The organism is Pseudomonas sp. A-R-19 (assembly GCF_019956575.1).
Lineage (GTDB): Bacteria > Pseudomonadota > Gammaproteobacteria > Pseudomonadales > Pseudomonadaceae > Aquipseudomonas.
In genome coordinates this window covers 150366-164085 of record NZ_JAHBDR010000071.1, presented here as the reverse complement: position 1 = coordinate 164085, position 13720 = coordinate 150366, and the positions used below count along the sequence as shown (strand labels likewise).

General features: G+C 59.8%; 14 protein-coding genes and 1 pseudogene. 14 read left to right on the top strand and 1 reads right to left on the bottom strand.

The genetic code is table 11. The features are described from left to right. Positions 1-85 precede the first annotated feature (85 nt). From KGA88_RS20740 to urtE, 8 genes and pseudogenes are all read left to right on the top strand, one after another. A complete protein-coding gene (locus KGA88_RS20740; RefSeq protein ID WP_223593989.1) occupies positions 86-499 on the top strand; it encodes a hypothetical protein in 414 nt (137 codons plus the stop codon). Between the two features lie 243 nt (positions 500-742). Further along, positions 743-838: pseudogene (locus tag KGA88_RS20735) on the top strand (transporter substrate-binding protein); the annotation flags it as partial. Positions 839-1050: 212 nt separating this feature from the next. After that, positions 1051-1473, top strand: coding sequence for a hypothetical protein (locus tag KGA88_RS20730; protein WP_110658167.1), 423 nt, complete (start codon positions 1051-1053; stop codon positions 1471-1473). A 329-nt stretch (positions 1474-1802) separates the two neighbouring features. After that, the gene (urtA, locus tag KGA88_RS20725; protein WP_007996683.1) at positions 1803-3068 is read left to right on the top strand and encodes an urea ABC transporter substrate-binding protein; all 1266 of its coding nucleotides are present in this window, start codon (positions 1803-1805) and stop codon (positions 3066-3068) included. 164 nt (positions 3069-3232) lie between these two features. After that, entirely contained in the window at positions 3233-4735 is a 1503-nt protein-coding gene (gene urtB, locus KGA88_RS20720; RefSeq protein WP_110658161.1) for an urea ABC transporter permease subunit UrtB, read from the top strand. Further along, on the top strand, positions 4735-5814 hold the full coding sequence (urtC, locus tag KGA88_RS20715) for an urea ABC transporter permease subunit UrtC (protein ID WP_110658159.1): 1080 nt from the start codon (positions 4735-4737) through the stop codon (positions 5812-5814). Before urtB ends, urtC begins: the two co-directional genes overlap by 1 nt. After that, positions 5811-6680 (top strand): urea ABC transporter ATP-binding protein UrtD, encoded by an 870-nt coding sequence (gene urtD, locus KGA88_RS20710; RefSeq protein WP_110658157.1) that lies wholly within the window; start codon positions 5811-5813, stop codon positions 6678-6680. Before urtC ends, urtD begins: the two co-directional genes overlap by 4 nt. 129 nt (positions 6681-6809) lie before the next feature. Continuing rightward, positions 6810-7508, top strand: a complete 699-nt coding sequence (urtE, locus tag KGA88_RS20705) for an urea ABC transporter ATP-binding subunit UrtE (RefSeq protein WP_223593987.1) — start codon at positions 6810-6812, stop codon at positions 7506-7508. An 18-nt stretch (positions 7509-7526) separates the two neighbouring features. Here urtE and KGA88_RS20700 read toward each other — a convergent pair whose 3' ends face one another. Further along, positions 7527-8897 (bottom strand): DUF4329 domain-containing protein, encoded by a 1371-nt coding sequence (locus KGA88_RS20700; RefSeq protein WP_223593985.1) that lies wholly within the window; start codon positions 8895-8897, stop codon positions 7527-7529. Between the two features lie 253 nt (positions 8898-9150). On the opposite strand from KGA88_RS20700, the gene KGA88_RS20695 reads away from it, so the two are divergent. From KGA88_RS20695 to ureC, 6 genes are all read left to right on the top strand, one after another. Next, entirely contained in the window at positions 9151-9990 is an 840-nt protein-coding gene (locus KGA88_RS20695) for an urease accessory protein UreD (protein ID WP_223593983.1), read from the top strand. A gap of 136 nt (positions 9991-10126) precedes the next feature. Continuing rightward, positions 10127-10429, top strand: a complete 303-nt coding sequence (locus tag KGA88_RS20690; RefSeq protein WP_007999380.1) for an urease subunit gamma — start codon at positions 10127-10129, stop codon at positions 10427-10429. A gap of 9 nt (positions 10430-10438) precedes the next feature. Next, a complete protein-coding gene (locus KGA88_RS20685) occupies positions 10439-10972 on the top strand; it encodes a GNAT family N-acetyltransferase (protein WP_110658149.1) in 534 nt (177 codons plus the stop codon). A 6-nt stretch (positions 10973-10978) separates the two neighbouring features. Next, a complete protein-coding gene (locus KGA88_RS20680; RefSeq protein ID WP_223593981.1) occupies positions 10979-11512 on the top strand; it encodes a GNAT family N-acetyltransferase in 534 nt (177 codons plus the stop codon). Continuing rightward, a complete protein-coding gene (locus KGA88_RS20675; protein ID WP_223593979.1) occupies positions 11512-11817 on the top strand; it encodes an urease subunit beta in 306 nt (101 codons plus the stop codon). Before KGA88_RS20680 ends, KGA88_RS20675 begins: the two co-directional genes overlap by 1 nt. 142 nt (positions 11818-11959) lie before the next feature. Further along, a complete protein-coding gene (gene ureC / locus KGA88_RS20670) occupies positions 11960-13660 on the top strand; it encodes an urease subunit alpha (protein ID WP_223593976.1) in 1701 nt (566 codons plus the stop codon). Positions 13661-13720 lie beyond the last annotated feature (60 nt).

Sequence of the window (13720 nt, the reverse complement as noted above, 5' to 3'; positions counted from 1 at the left end):
AACAATAAAACACTCACACACTTCAATGACGATTATTCCTACACTTAAATCGTCATAACTCCCACAAAAGCGGAAAGAGGTAACTATGCTCAAGAAATTCATCGTATCCCTTGCACTTGTTTCAGCGCCCGCATGGGCAGTGCAGCCACCCTTTATTGGCGTTGACTACAGCGGCCAATATCATTGCACCGGACAAGACAGCGACATCGGTGCTGTCCTCGACATGAAGCTCAATGCCGAACAAAGTACCGGCCATCATGGCGCCTATGATTTTACCCTGACGCTGCCCAACAACGCCTGGTTTAACGGGTTTGCTGCCGCCAACTTGAGTACGCTGGCAACTTACTTTGCCCATTCGGATCCGTCGATCAAGGATTACGGCGTCGGGATTGCGAAAATTGGTACAACTTCTGACGGGAAAATTTCATTTACCCAATACTATTACACCCCGGAGTACGAAGGTCGCGGCCATGGTTTTCAAACCTGCATTAAACGCTAAGCTAATGCGCCGCTGACCTTGTGGGAGTAGGCTTGCTCGCGAACGCGGTGTTTCAGTTGCCACTTATGTTGTCTGACACACCCGCTCCCACACTTGATCGATGTTACTCGCCCCAATCTGGCGCACCTCTTCGCACCAACGCGCCAGACGCGATCCTTCATGGTGCGCCAGCAAACCGCTCAACCGTTCTAGAACGACACTTCCATGCCTTTTGCCGACCGGGCACAGCCCTTGCGAAACACGGTCGTGGCGTTCTCGGTGGACGAGGAAGAACTGCGCGGCATCGATACCAAGCCATGGGTGGGCAACCTTGCGGCTTGGAACTACTTCGAATCGGTCGTGCGACGTCGTTAACGCCATTTTTAATTAAAGAGTTTCAAGACTGCATTTACGCCTGGAAAAACCTCGCATTGAGTTAACGCTTAAAAAGTTAACCATCATGTTCATACTCCGCACTCGCGAGTTCAACTATAAAACGCTCGCGCACTTCAATGGCGATTATTCCTACAATTTAATCGCCACAATTCTTACAAGAACGGAAAGAGGCAAGCATGTTCAAGAAACTCATTGCATCCATTGCACTTGTTTCAGCGCCCGCATGGGCAGTGCAACCACCCTTTACTGGCGTTGATTACAGTGGCCGGTATCAATGCACCGGAGTGGACAGCCATATCGGTCCGTTTGAGGGTGTTGTAGAGATGAAGCTCAATGCCAAACAAAGTACCGGTGAACACGGTGCCTACGGTTTTACCCTGACGTTGCTCGACAATTCCCGGTATGACGGATTCGCTGCCGCCAATTTGAGTTCCCTGGCGATTTACTTTGCCCATACGGATCCGTCCCTCAAGGATTACGGTGTCGGGATTGCGAAAATTGCTACAACTTCTGACGGAAAAACTTCATTCACCAAATACTATTACGGCCCGGAGTACGAAGGGGGCGGCCATGGTTTTGAAACCTGCATCAAAAGCTGAGTTGATGCGCCGCTGACCTTGTGGGAGCGGGCTTGCTCGCGAATGCGGTGTTTCAGTTACCATTTATGTTGTCTGACACACCCTCTTCGCGAGCAAGCCCGCTCCCACAGTTGATTTTTGTTGCCCACAAACTCTTCGCCCCAATCTGGCGCAACTCTGCGCACCAACGCGCCGGACGCGATCCTTCATGGTGCGCCTTCAAACTGTTCAACCGCTCTAAAACGACGTTTCCCTGCCTTTTGCCGACCGGGCACAGCCCTTGCAAAACACACCTTCAGTAGTCCGCATCTGCCAACCAAGAAAACTCATAAGTTCATGGAGATCGCACAATGAAGCGTCGCAGTTTGATCAAGGCTTTCACTCTCTCGGCATCCATTGCCGCTATGGGCATGACCTGGACTGTCCAGGCCGCCGAGACCATCAAGGTCGGTATTCTGCATTCGTTGTCCGGGACCATGGCAATCTCAGAAACGTCGTTGAAAGACATGGCGTTGATGACCATTGACGAGATCAACGCCAAGGGCGGCGTCAACGGCAAGATGCTCGAGCCGGTTGTGGTCGACCCGGCCTCGAACTGGCCACTGTTCGCTGAAAAGGGCCGTCAGTTGCTGACTCAGGACAAGGTCGCCGTGGTGTTTGGTTGCTGGACCTCGGTGTCGCGCAAATCGGTATTGCCGGTGTTCGAAGAACTCAACGGCTTGCTGTTCTACCCGGTGCAATACGAAGGTGAAGAAATGTCGCCGAACGTGTTCTACACCGGCGCCGCGCCGAACCAGCAAGCGATCCCTGCCGTTGAATACTTGATGAGCGAAGAAGGCGGCAGCGCCAAGCGCTACTTCCTGCTCGGCACCGATTACGTCTACCCGCGCACCACCAACAAGATCCTGCGTTCGTTCCTGCATTCCAAAGGCGTGGCCGACAAGGACATCGAAGAGGTCTACACGCCGTTCGGTCACAGCGACTATCAAACCATCGTCGCCAACATCAAGAAGTTCTCGGCCGGTGGCAAGACCGCGGTCATCTCCACCGTCAACGGCGATTCCAACGTGCCGTTCTATAAGGAGCTGGCCAACCAGGGCCTGAAGGCCACCGACGTTCCGGTCGTGGCGTTCTCGGTCGGTGAAGAAGAACTGCGTGGCATCGATACCAAGCCACTGGTGGGCAACCTCGCGGCATGGAACTACTTCGAATCGGTGGAGAACCCGGTCAACAAGAAGTTCGTCGACGACTGGAAGGCCTACGCGAAGAAACACAACCTGCCGGGCGCCGACAAAGCGGTGACCAACGACCCGATGGAAGCCACTTACGTCGGTATCCACATGTGGGCGCAAGCGGCGGAAAAAGCCAAATCCACCGACGTCGACAAAGTCCGCGAAGCCCTGGCCGGCCAGACCTTTGCCGCGCCGTCCGGCTACACCCTGACCATGGACAAGACCAATCACCACCTGCACAAGCCGGTGATGATCGGCGAGATCCAGTCTGACGGTCAGTTCAACGTGGTGTGGCAGACCGAAGGGCCGATCCGCGCCCAGCCGTGGAGCCCCTTCATCCCGGGCAACGACAAGAAGCCGGAGTATGCGGTGAAGAGCAACTAAGCCCCGCGATGTTGGGCCCGGACACTCCCGCCGGGCCCGACACAACACCTGTAGGAGCGGGCTTGCCAGCGATGCAAACGATTCGGTGCACCTGATGCTCCGAGCTGATGCCTTCGCCGGCAAGCCGGCTCCTACAGGGTCCGCGCATGACCAGGACGTTAGACATGCCCACCGCCCTTTACCGCTTCATTTTCGCCATCGCCCTGCTGTTGCCGATGGCCACCCACGCCGGCGACGCCGAAGACTTCGTCGCCGCCAATCCCGTGCAGCAAGCCAGGCTGCTGGAGTCTTGGGCCGCGCAGCCCGATCCGGCCCGTATCGAGTTGATCAACGCCCTGCAGCAAGGCGAACTGACCATCGATGGCCAACTGAAAACCCTACGCCTGAACAACCGTCTGCGGGGTCTGATCGATACGGCCCTGGCCAGTCATCAGTTACTCGCTGTCGACGGCAAAATCCGACTGGCCGCCGCCCAGCAATTGCAGAAAAGCGCTAAGCCGGCGCAGTTGAAATTCCTCGATCAGCAACTCGCTGGTGAGCACGACGAAGGTGTCCACGCAGCATTGAGCCTCGCCTTGGCCAACCTGCAACTGGTGGACGCAGATCCGGCCGTGCGCCTCGCTGCTGTGCGCCTGCTCGGCGAAACCGGTGATCCGCTGGCCCGCACTCGCCTCGAAAGCTTGCTCGATCCAGGGGTCGAAACCGACGCCAACGTGCGCACCGCTGCCGAGACCAGCCTCGCCCAGGTCAAACGCAAACTGCTGATCGGCGAGATACTCGGCCAGGCCTTCAGTGGCATGTCACTGGGCTCGATCCTGCTGCTCGCCGCCCTGGGACTGGCGATCACCTTCGGCCTGCTGGGCGTGATCAACATGGCCCACGGCGAGATGCTGATGCTCGGCGCCTACTCGACCTACGTGGTGCAACTGATGTTCCAGCGCTTCGCCCCACAGGCGATCGAGTTCTATCCGCTGATCGCGCTGCCGGTGGCGTTTTTCGTCACCGCGGCCATCGGCATGGCGTTGGAGCGCACGGTGATTCGCCACCTCTACGGCCGTCCACTGGAAACCCTGCTCGCCACCTGGGGCATCAGCCTGATGCTGATCCAGCTGGTGCGCCTGGTGTTCGGCGCGCAGAACGTCGAAGTGGCCAACCCGGCGTGGCTGTCGGGCGGGATTCAGGTGCTGCCCAACCTCGTGCTGCCGTACAACCGCATCGTCATCATTGCTTTTGCCCTGTTTGTGGTGGTGCTTACGTGGCTGCTGCTGAACAAGACCCGCCTGGGTCTGAACGTGCGTGCAGTCACGCAGAACCGCAACATGGCTGCCTGCTGCGGCGTGCCCACCGGGCGTGTGGACATGCTCGCCTTCGGCCTCGGCTCGGGCATTGCCGGCCTCGGTGGCGTGGCCCTGAGCCAGATCGGCAACGTCGGCCCGGACCTCGGCCAGAGCTACATCATCGACTCGTTCCTGGTGGTGGTGCTCGGCGGTGTCGGCCAATTGGCCGGTAGCGTGCTGGCCGCATTCGGTCTAGGCATCGCCAACAAGATTCTCGAGCCGCAGATCGGTGCCGTGCTCGGCAAAATCCTCATCCTCGCGCTGATCATTCTGTTCATCCAGAAACGTCCGCAAGGCCTCTTCGCGCTCAAAGGACGGGTGATCGACTGATGAACCAGCCCCTGATGCTCACGGCCACGCAAAAGGCCGGCCCGAAAGTCACGATTGCCGTCGGTGTGGTGATCCTCGTTCTGTTGCTGGCGCTGCCACTGCTGTCGCTGTTACCGGCGGACAGTACGCTGCACGTCTCCGCCTACACGCTGACGCTGGTGGGCAAGATTCTTTGCTACGCCATCGTCGCCCTGGCGCTCGATCTGGTCTGGGGTTATGCCGGCCTGCTGTCCCTCGGTCACGGCCTGTTCTTCGCCCTCGGTGGTTATGCCATGGGCATGTACCTGATGCGCCAGGCCTCGGGCGATGGCTTGCCGGCGTTCATGACGTTCCTGTCGTGGACCGAGCTGCCGTGGTTCTGGACCGGCACCAGCAGCTTCCTCTGGACCTTGTGCCTGGTAGTACTGGCGCCGGGGTTGCTGGCGTTGGTGTTCGGGTTCTTCGCCTTCCGTTCGCGGATCAAGGGCGTGTATTTCTCGATCATGACCCAGGCCCTGACCTTCGCCGGCATGCTGCTGTTTTTCCGCAACGAAACCGGCTTCGGCGGCAACAACGGCTTCACCAATTTCCGCACGATTCTTGGTTTTGGCATCACCGAACCGGGCACCCGCGCGGTGCTGTTTTTCGCCACGGTGCTGTTGCTGGTGGCGAGCCTGTACATCGGCTGGCGCCTGGCGCAAAGCAAATTCGGCCGGGTGTTGACCGCGCTGCGCGATGCGGAGAACCGCCTGATGTTCTGCGGCTATGACCCGCGCGGATTCAAGTTGTTTGTCTGGGTCTTGAGCGCGGTGTTGTGCGGCCTCGCCGGTGCGCTGTACGTGCCGCAAGTGGGAATCATCAACCCGAGCGAGATGTCGCCGACCAACTCTATCGAGGCAGCCGTCTGGGTCGCGCTTGGCGGTCGCGGCACCTTGATCGGTCCGTTGCTCGGTGCCGGTGTGGTCAACGGCATGAAGAGCTGGTTCACCGTGGCATTCCCCGAGTACTGGCTGTTCTTCCTCGGCGCGCTGTTCATCGTCGTGACCCTGTATTTGCCCAAGGGCGTGATCGGCCTGTTGAAGAAAAGAGGTGAGCAATGAGAGTCACTGCAACCGCTGAATTCATGCTCGAACCGGCGTTCTTTCCTGTGGAACCGAACAAGGACGCCGGCAGCAGCCGCGATGCCATCGGCCTTGGCCAACGCGTCGGGCCAGGCCTGAACACGCGCCACGGCACCATCCTGACCCTGGAAGACATCAGCGTCAGCTTCGACGGTTTCCGCGCGCTGAACAATCTGAACCTGTACATCGGCGTCGGCGAGTTGCGCTGCATCATCGGCCCCAATGGTGCGGGCAAGACCACGCTGATGGACGTGATCACCGGCAAGACCCGTCCCAGTCACGGCAAGGCCTGGTTCGGCGAAACCCTGGACCTGACGCAAATGAGCGAAGTGCAGATCGCCCAGTCCGGCATCGGTCGCAAGTTCCAGAAGCCGACGGTGTTCGAAGCCTTGAGTGTGTTCGAGAACCTGGAACTGGCACAGAAAACCGACAAGTCGGTGTGGGCCAGCCTGCGGGCACGCTTGAGCGGCGAGCAAAAAGACCGCATCGCCGAAGTGCTCGAAACCATTCGCCTGACCTCGTCGGTCAATCGCCCGGCCGGCCTGCTGTCCCACGGGCAGAAGCAGTTCCTGGAGATCGGCATGCTGCTGATGCAGGACCCGCAATTGCTGCTGCTCGACGAACCGGTCGCGGGCATGACCGACGCCGAGACCGAGTTCACCGCCGAACTGTTCAAGCGCCTGGCTGGCAAGCACTCGCTGATGGTGGTGGAACATGACATGGGCTTTGTCGGATCGATTGCCGACCACGTCACGGTGCTCCATCAGGGCAGCGTGCTGGCGGAAGGATCGCTGGAGCAGGTGCAGGACAACGAGCGGGTGATCGAGGTTTATCTCGGTCGTTAATCTGCAAATACATACCCCTGTAGGAGCCGGCTTGCCGGCGATAGCGGTGGGTCAGGCAATATTGTTGGTGGCTGGTACGCCGCCATCGCCAGCAAGCCGGCTCCTACAGAGGCGGAGAGGAATTCGAACATGCTGCAAATCGAAAAACTGCACCAGTACTACGGCGGTAGCCACATCCTGCGCGGCCTGACGTTTGACGTGAAGGTCGGCGAAGTCACCTGCCTGCTCGGCCGCAACGGCGTGGGCAAGACCACCCTGCTCAAATGCCTTATGGGCCTGTTGCCGGCCAAGGAAGGCGCGGTGAACTGGGAAGGCAAACCGATCACCACGTTCAAGCCGCACCAACGCGTGCATGCCGGCATCGCCTACGTGCCGCAAGGCCGGGAAATCTTCGGCCGCCTGACCGTGGAAGAAAACCTGCTGATGGGACTTTCACGTTTCCCGGGCAGCGAAGCCAAGGAAGTGCCGGCGTTCATCTACGAATTGTTCCCAGTGCTGCTACAAATGAAACAGCGGCGCGGCGGCGATCTGTCCGGTGGCCAGCAACAGCAATTGGCGATTGGCCGAGCGCTGGCCAGCCGCCCTCGCCTGTTGATCCTCGACGAGCCCACCGAAGGCATCCAGCCGTCGGTGATCAAAGAGATCGGCGCCGTGATCAAGAAGCTCGCGGCCCGGGGCGATATGGCGATTTTACTGGTGGAGCAGTTCTACGACTTCGCCGCCGAACTGGCCGATCAATACCTGGTGATGTCCCGGGGCGAGATCGTGCAACAGGGCCGCGGTGAAAACATGGAAGCCGAGGGTGTGCGCGGGTTGGTCACGATCTGAGCCGTTATCTATCAGCGCTCATTCAGGGTCCGGGGTGATGCGGCTTGTCCCTGCATAGGGCAACCATCCAGAACCCACAACGCCGCCAACATCCCAGAGCGGGCTGCTGTTTTCGACCGTCAGCACGCCCGTTACGGCAACACTCAAGACAAAATCCTTAGCGCTCAGATGTCCACCCAGCAAGAGCTTATCGATGTTGGCGCCCATCGCCCCTTCGGTCTTGATAACCCAGGCTTCGGCTTCAGAAAACGTGCTGTGGTACTTCAGCAATGCACCATCCGGGGTCTGGAGGAACACCGAATAACCCAAGGAGCTGTCCACCAACCTTGATTCCCGAGCCTGCTGGACACTGAATACCAATTGCTGGGGCGAGAAAAACTGTCGATACAGGTCAGCGTCTTTTTCCGGTAGTGGCGTCGCCAACCGCTCTGGCCCCAGATACATACCTGCCAACGTCTGATTGTCTGGCAACAGAAAACCGTCTGGAATGGCTGGAAACACCTGCTCGATGGCCAACAGTCCATCAGGTCGGTGGAGCGGCAATGTCGCGATGTATTCCTCACGGTCGTGGCGTTTGAGAATAAACCCTACGCGCTGGTGTTCCGCTATCGCTGGCACACGACGCAAGGCATCGTTCAACGCAGAGGCCGGGTCTTCAAAAACCGACGTATAGAACGGTTGGAGAGTGGGAGGTCCGGGTATGGCCGGTTGGAAGGGAATCCATTCAGAAGTGATGCGGCCGCGAAACCCACCCCAGACCGTGCCTGGATCAAGGACACGAATCTGGCCGATGGCCGCAATCCTCCTGACCCGATCTTCGGGGGGCGGCCCCATAAGGTATATGGGGCTATAGGGTGAGTCCGGCGGATTGATGGAGTAAGCCACCAGAGAACCAGATGGACCTGAAACATAACTGTGTTTAAAGAAATCTCTCTGATTGAACGCAGTATGGAGATCGGGTAACGAAGGGAGCGAATTTAACAGTTTGACCTGTCCCTCGTTGAAGGTGCGGTAATTCTTGGCAATCCACTCGGAAATGTCCGGGTGGCTATGGCATTTGCCCACGCAAAGATATCCCGCTGGATGACTGATCGTTCGGGTAACTCGGTCGTAAGAAAGCAAACGCTCAAAATCAAAAGTGTTCGTCTCATCCTGTATGGGGGTAGTCGCGACAAACTTGCCATCCGGGCGCTGCAAAATCAGTGAACCGCTCTCTCTGTCAGTCACGCGCTCATGCTGGTGAAACCAATTCGCAGCATCGTCTGCGCAAATAAAGGGTTGGCTAACGGGTGGCAACACCGGCGCAGTCGTCGGTGGTTGTTCATGCGGTGGTTGTTCACGTTGCTCAAGTAATTCGCGTGCATTTTCACGATCTGTATCGGTAGTCATCAAGAAACTCCAGGTTGTTCGGTCGCCCCGCAGAAAGAGGAAGCGCACGCCAGGATCCTGAGTTTTCCGGGGGCACGGATGGCGGTACATATGTATGTCTGGAAAGACGAGCGAAGCACCAATTTGTTGCGCAACATTTCATGGCGCGCCTCTTGTTGGTGCACCGAGCCACGCAATAGCTGTGTCCTGCCGGGGGATACCTTGCGGCACAGCCTTTGCAAACATCCTGATGAGCTCACGATAAGCACTGACTATGACCCTTCCCGCTTCCGGCGCCTTGTTCACTCCCAGTTGGCACGCCGAACTGGAACTGGGCTATGCCCGGTTCGACAACACCACGCGCCCAGTCCAGCGCCGTCACAAGGGTCCGTTGCGGGTACAAAAACACCTTTATGCCGAAGGGCCAGAAGTCTGCCAGCACATCATTGTCCACCCGCCCGGCGGGATTGCCGGTGGCGATCGGCTGGACATCTCGGCCAGCGTCGAGGGCGATGCCTGGGCACAAATCACCAGCCCCGGCGCGGCCAAGTGGTATCGCGCTGCCGGCCCGGCCTATCAGCAGTTGCACTTGAAGGTGGCGGCCGGCGCGACACTGGAATGGCTGCCCCAGGAAACGATCATTTTCAGCGCGGCCCAGGCACAGCTCAGTACCTGCATCGACCTTGAGGGCGATGCGCGACTGTTCTACTGGGACGTCGTGGCCCTGGGCCGGCCAGCCAGCGGCGAGCGCTTCGATCTTGGGCACTTCCAGGCGCAACTGGACATCCGCCGCGACGGCCAGTTGCTCTGGCATGAACGCCAGCGCATTGTCGGGGCGGACGGTTTGCTTGATTCGCCCATCGGGCTCGACGGGCAACCGGTGTTTGCGACGTTGTTGGTGACGGGTGAAATTGATAGCGAGCTGCTGGAAACCTGCCGCACGCTGCCCAACGATGTGCGCGGGGATCTGACTCAGTTACCGGGCTTACTGGTTGCACGGTGCCTGGCGAGTGAAGCGCTGTTGGCGCGGGGGTGGCTTATCGATTTGTGGCGGTTGCTTAGGCCCGCGTTGCTTGGTCGCGAAGCAATACCTCCAAGAATATGGAACACCTGACACCGATCCCTGTAGGACCTGGCTTGCCAGCGAAGGCGTACTTGCCGACGCCAAAGGCATCGCTGGCAAGCCAGCTCCTACAGGGTCGGTATTAACAGATCCAACACTTTTTAATCTGCCCAGATGGATGTCTACAATGGACCTGACCCCACGCGAAAAAGACAAGCTGCTGATCTTCACCGCCGGCCTGGTGGCCGAGCGGCGTTTGGCTCGCGGCGTGAAACTCAACTACCCGGAGGCCATGGCCTACATCTCCGCGGCACTGCTCGAGGGCGCCCGCGATGGCCAGACCGTGGCCGACCTGATGCACTTGGGCACCACCCTGCTGACCCGCGAACAGGTGATGGAAGGCATCCCGGAAATGATCCCGGAAATCCAGGTCGAGGCCACCTTTCCCGACGGCACCAAACTGGTCACCGTCCACCAACCCATCGCCTGAGGCCGCGCCATGACTTACCACATCCGCGATGCCGTGCATGCCGATCTACCGGCCATCCGTGACATCTACAACGACGCGGTGCTCAACACCACGGCGATCTGGAACGAACAGGCGGTCGACCTCGGCAACCGCCAGGCCTGGTTCAGCGCCCGGCAGTCCCAGGCCTATCCGATCCTGGTGATCGTTGATGTCGACAACACGGTGCTCGGCTACGCCTCGTTCGGCGACTGGCGGCCTTTCGACGGTTTCCGTCACACCGTCGAACATTCGGTTTATGTGCGCAGCGACCAACGCGGCAACGGCCTCGGCCCGAAACTGATGGACGTGCTGATCGAACGCGCCAGGGGCTGCGGCAAACACGTGATGGTCGCGGCCATTGAAAGCGGTAACGCTGCCTCGATCCGTCTGCATGAACGCGTCGGCTTCATCACCACCGGGCAGATGCCCCAGGTGGGCACCAAGTTCGGCCGCTGGCTGGACCTGACATTCATGCAACTGACCCTCAACCCAGGCGCCGAGCCGCCAAGCGCCCACAAGGAGTAATGCCCGATGAACGCCGCTCAACTGCGACGCGTCAACGTTGAAAGCTTTGCGCATTATCGCCAGGGCCTGATCGACCTGCTGCTCGATGCCGTCGGCTACGGCGCCAGTGTCGGCTTCATGGCTGACCTTGATGCGACTCAGGCCCACGCCTATTTCGATGAGGTCCAGGACAACCTCAACAAGGGCAACGTGCTGCTGTGGGTGGTGGTCAAGGACGAGCAGGTGCAGGCCAGCGTGCAACTGGGCCTGTGCCAGAAAGCCAACGGCCTGAACCGCGCCGAAGTGCAGAAACTGCTGGTGCGTGAACATGCGCGGCGGCGCGGCCTGGGCCAGCAACTGATGAGCTCCCTGGAGGCGGCCGCCCTGCAGTACAAGCGCGGCATGCTCTTCCTCGACACCGAGGCCGGCTCGCCCGCCGAAGATTTCTATCAATCGCTGGGCTATACCCGCGCCGGTGAAATCCCCGACTACGCCTGCGACCCGAGCGGCCGCTACAAGCCGACCGCCCTCTACTACAAGATCCTCCAGGGAGCCCACTGATGATTCCCGGTGAATACCAGATCGAACCCGGCGAAATCGAGCTCAACGTCGGCCGGCGCACGATCAGCCTGAAGGTGGCCAATAGCGGCGACCGGCCGATCCAGGTCGGTTCGCACTACCACTTTTTCGAAACCAACGACGCGCTGACATTTGACCGCGCCGCCAGTCGTGGCATGCGCCTGAACATCCCTGCCGGAACGGCCGTGCGCTTCGAACCGGGGCAGAGCCGCGAGGTGGAGTTGGTGGATTTGGCGGGGCATCGTCGGGTGTTCGGGTTTGCCGGCAGGATTATGGGTGACCTCTGAGTCATGCGGTGTCCCTATTGACGCCTTCGCGAGCAAGCCCGCTCCCATAGGGGAATGCATTCCAAATGTGGGAGCGGGCTTGCTCGCGAATCTGTGAGCGAAGCGAACAGTCTCAAATTCAATTGAATCTCAAGGCGAACGAATGAAGATTTCCCGTCAAGCCTACGCCGACATGTTCGGCCCCACCGTCGGTGACAAGGTGCGCCTGGCCGATACCGAGTTGTGGATCGAAGTGGAACAGGACTTCACCACCTACGGCGAAGAAGTGAAGTTCGGTGGCGGTAAAGTCATCCGTGACGGCCAGGGGCAGAGTCAGTTGCTGGCCGCCGAGGTGGTCGACACCCTGATCACCAATGCGCTGATCATCGACCACTGGGGTATCGTCAAGGCCGACGTCGGTCTCAAGGATGGGCGTATCGCCGCCATCGGCAAGGCCGGCAACCCGGACATCCAGCCCAACGTCACCATCGCCATCGGCGCCAGCACCGAAGTCATCGCGGGCGAAGGCATGATCCTCACCGCCGGTGGCATCGACACGCACATCCACTTCATCTGCCCGCAGCAGATCGAAGAGGCATTGATGAGCGGCGTCACCACCATGATCGGCGGCGGCACCGGACCGGCCACCGGCACCAATGCGACCACCTGCACCTCGGGGCCGTGGCACCTGGCGCGCATGCTTCAGGCTGCCGATGCGTTTCCGATGAACATCGGCCTCACCGGCAAGGGTAACGCCAGCCTGCCGGAACCGTTGATCGAACAGGTCAAGGCCGGTGCCATCGGCCTCAAGCTCCACGAAGACTGGGGCACCACCCCGGCAAGCATCGACAACTGCCTGAGCGTGGCCGACCGGTTCGACGTGCAGGTGGCGATCCACACCGACACCCTCAACGAATCCGGTTTCGTCGAAACCACCCTCGCCGCCTTCAAGGGCCGCACCATTCACACCTATCACACCGAAGGGGCCGGTGGCGGGCACGCGCCGGACATCATCAAGGCCTGCGGGTTTGCCAACGTGCTGCCGAGTTCGACCAACCCGACCCGGCCGTTCACCCGCAACACCATCGACGAACACCTCGACATGCTGATGGTCTGCCACCACCTCGACCCGAGCATTGCCGAAGACGTTGCCTTCGCCGAGAGCCGCATCCGCCGCGAGACGATTGCCGCCGAAGACATCCTCCACGACCTCGGCGCGTTCTCGATGATCAGCTCCGACAGCCAGGCCATGGGCCGCGTCGGCGAAGTCATCACCCGCACCTGGCAGACCGCCGACAAAATGAAAAAACAGCGTGGACCGCTGCCCGGCGATGGCGCCGGCAACGACAACTTCCGCGCCAAGCGCTACATCGCCAAGTACACCATCAACCCGGCGATCACCCACGGCATCAGTCATGAAGTGGGTTCGGTAGAAGTGGGCAAATGGGCGGACCTGGTGCTCTGGCGCCCGGCATTTTTCGGCGTGAAACCGACGCTGATTCTCAAGGGCGGTGCCATTGCGGCCAGCCTGATGGGCGACGCCAACGCCTCGATTCCGACACCGCAACCGGTGCACTACCGTCCGATGTTCGCCAGCTTCGGCGGCTCGCTGCACGCCACCAGCATGACCTTCATCAGCCAGGCCGCACAGGATGCAGGCTTGCCCGAGGCGCTGGGTTTGAAGAAGAAAATCGCCGTGGCCAAAGGCTGCCGCGACGTGCAGAAAACCGACCTGATCCACAACGATTACCTGCCGAAAATCGACGTCGATCCGCAGACCTATCAGGTCAAGGCCGACGGCGTGTTGCTGTGGTGCGAGCCGGCAGACACCTTGCCAATGGCCCAGCGTTATTTCCTGTTCTGAAGCTTTGTTGCGCCATACACAAAGGCCTCGCACACAGTGTGTCGAGGCCTTTGCCTTGCT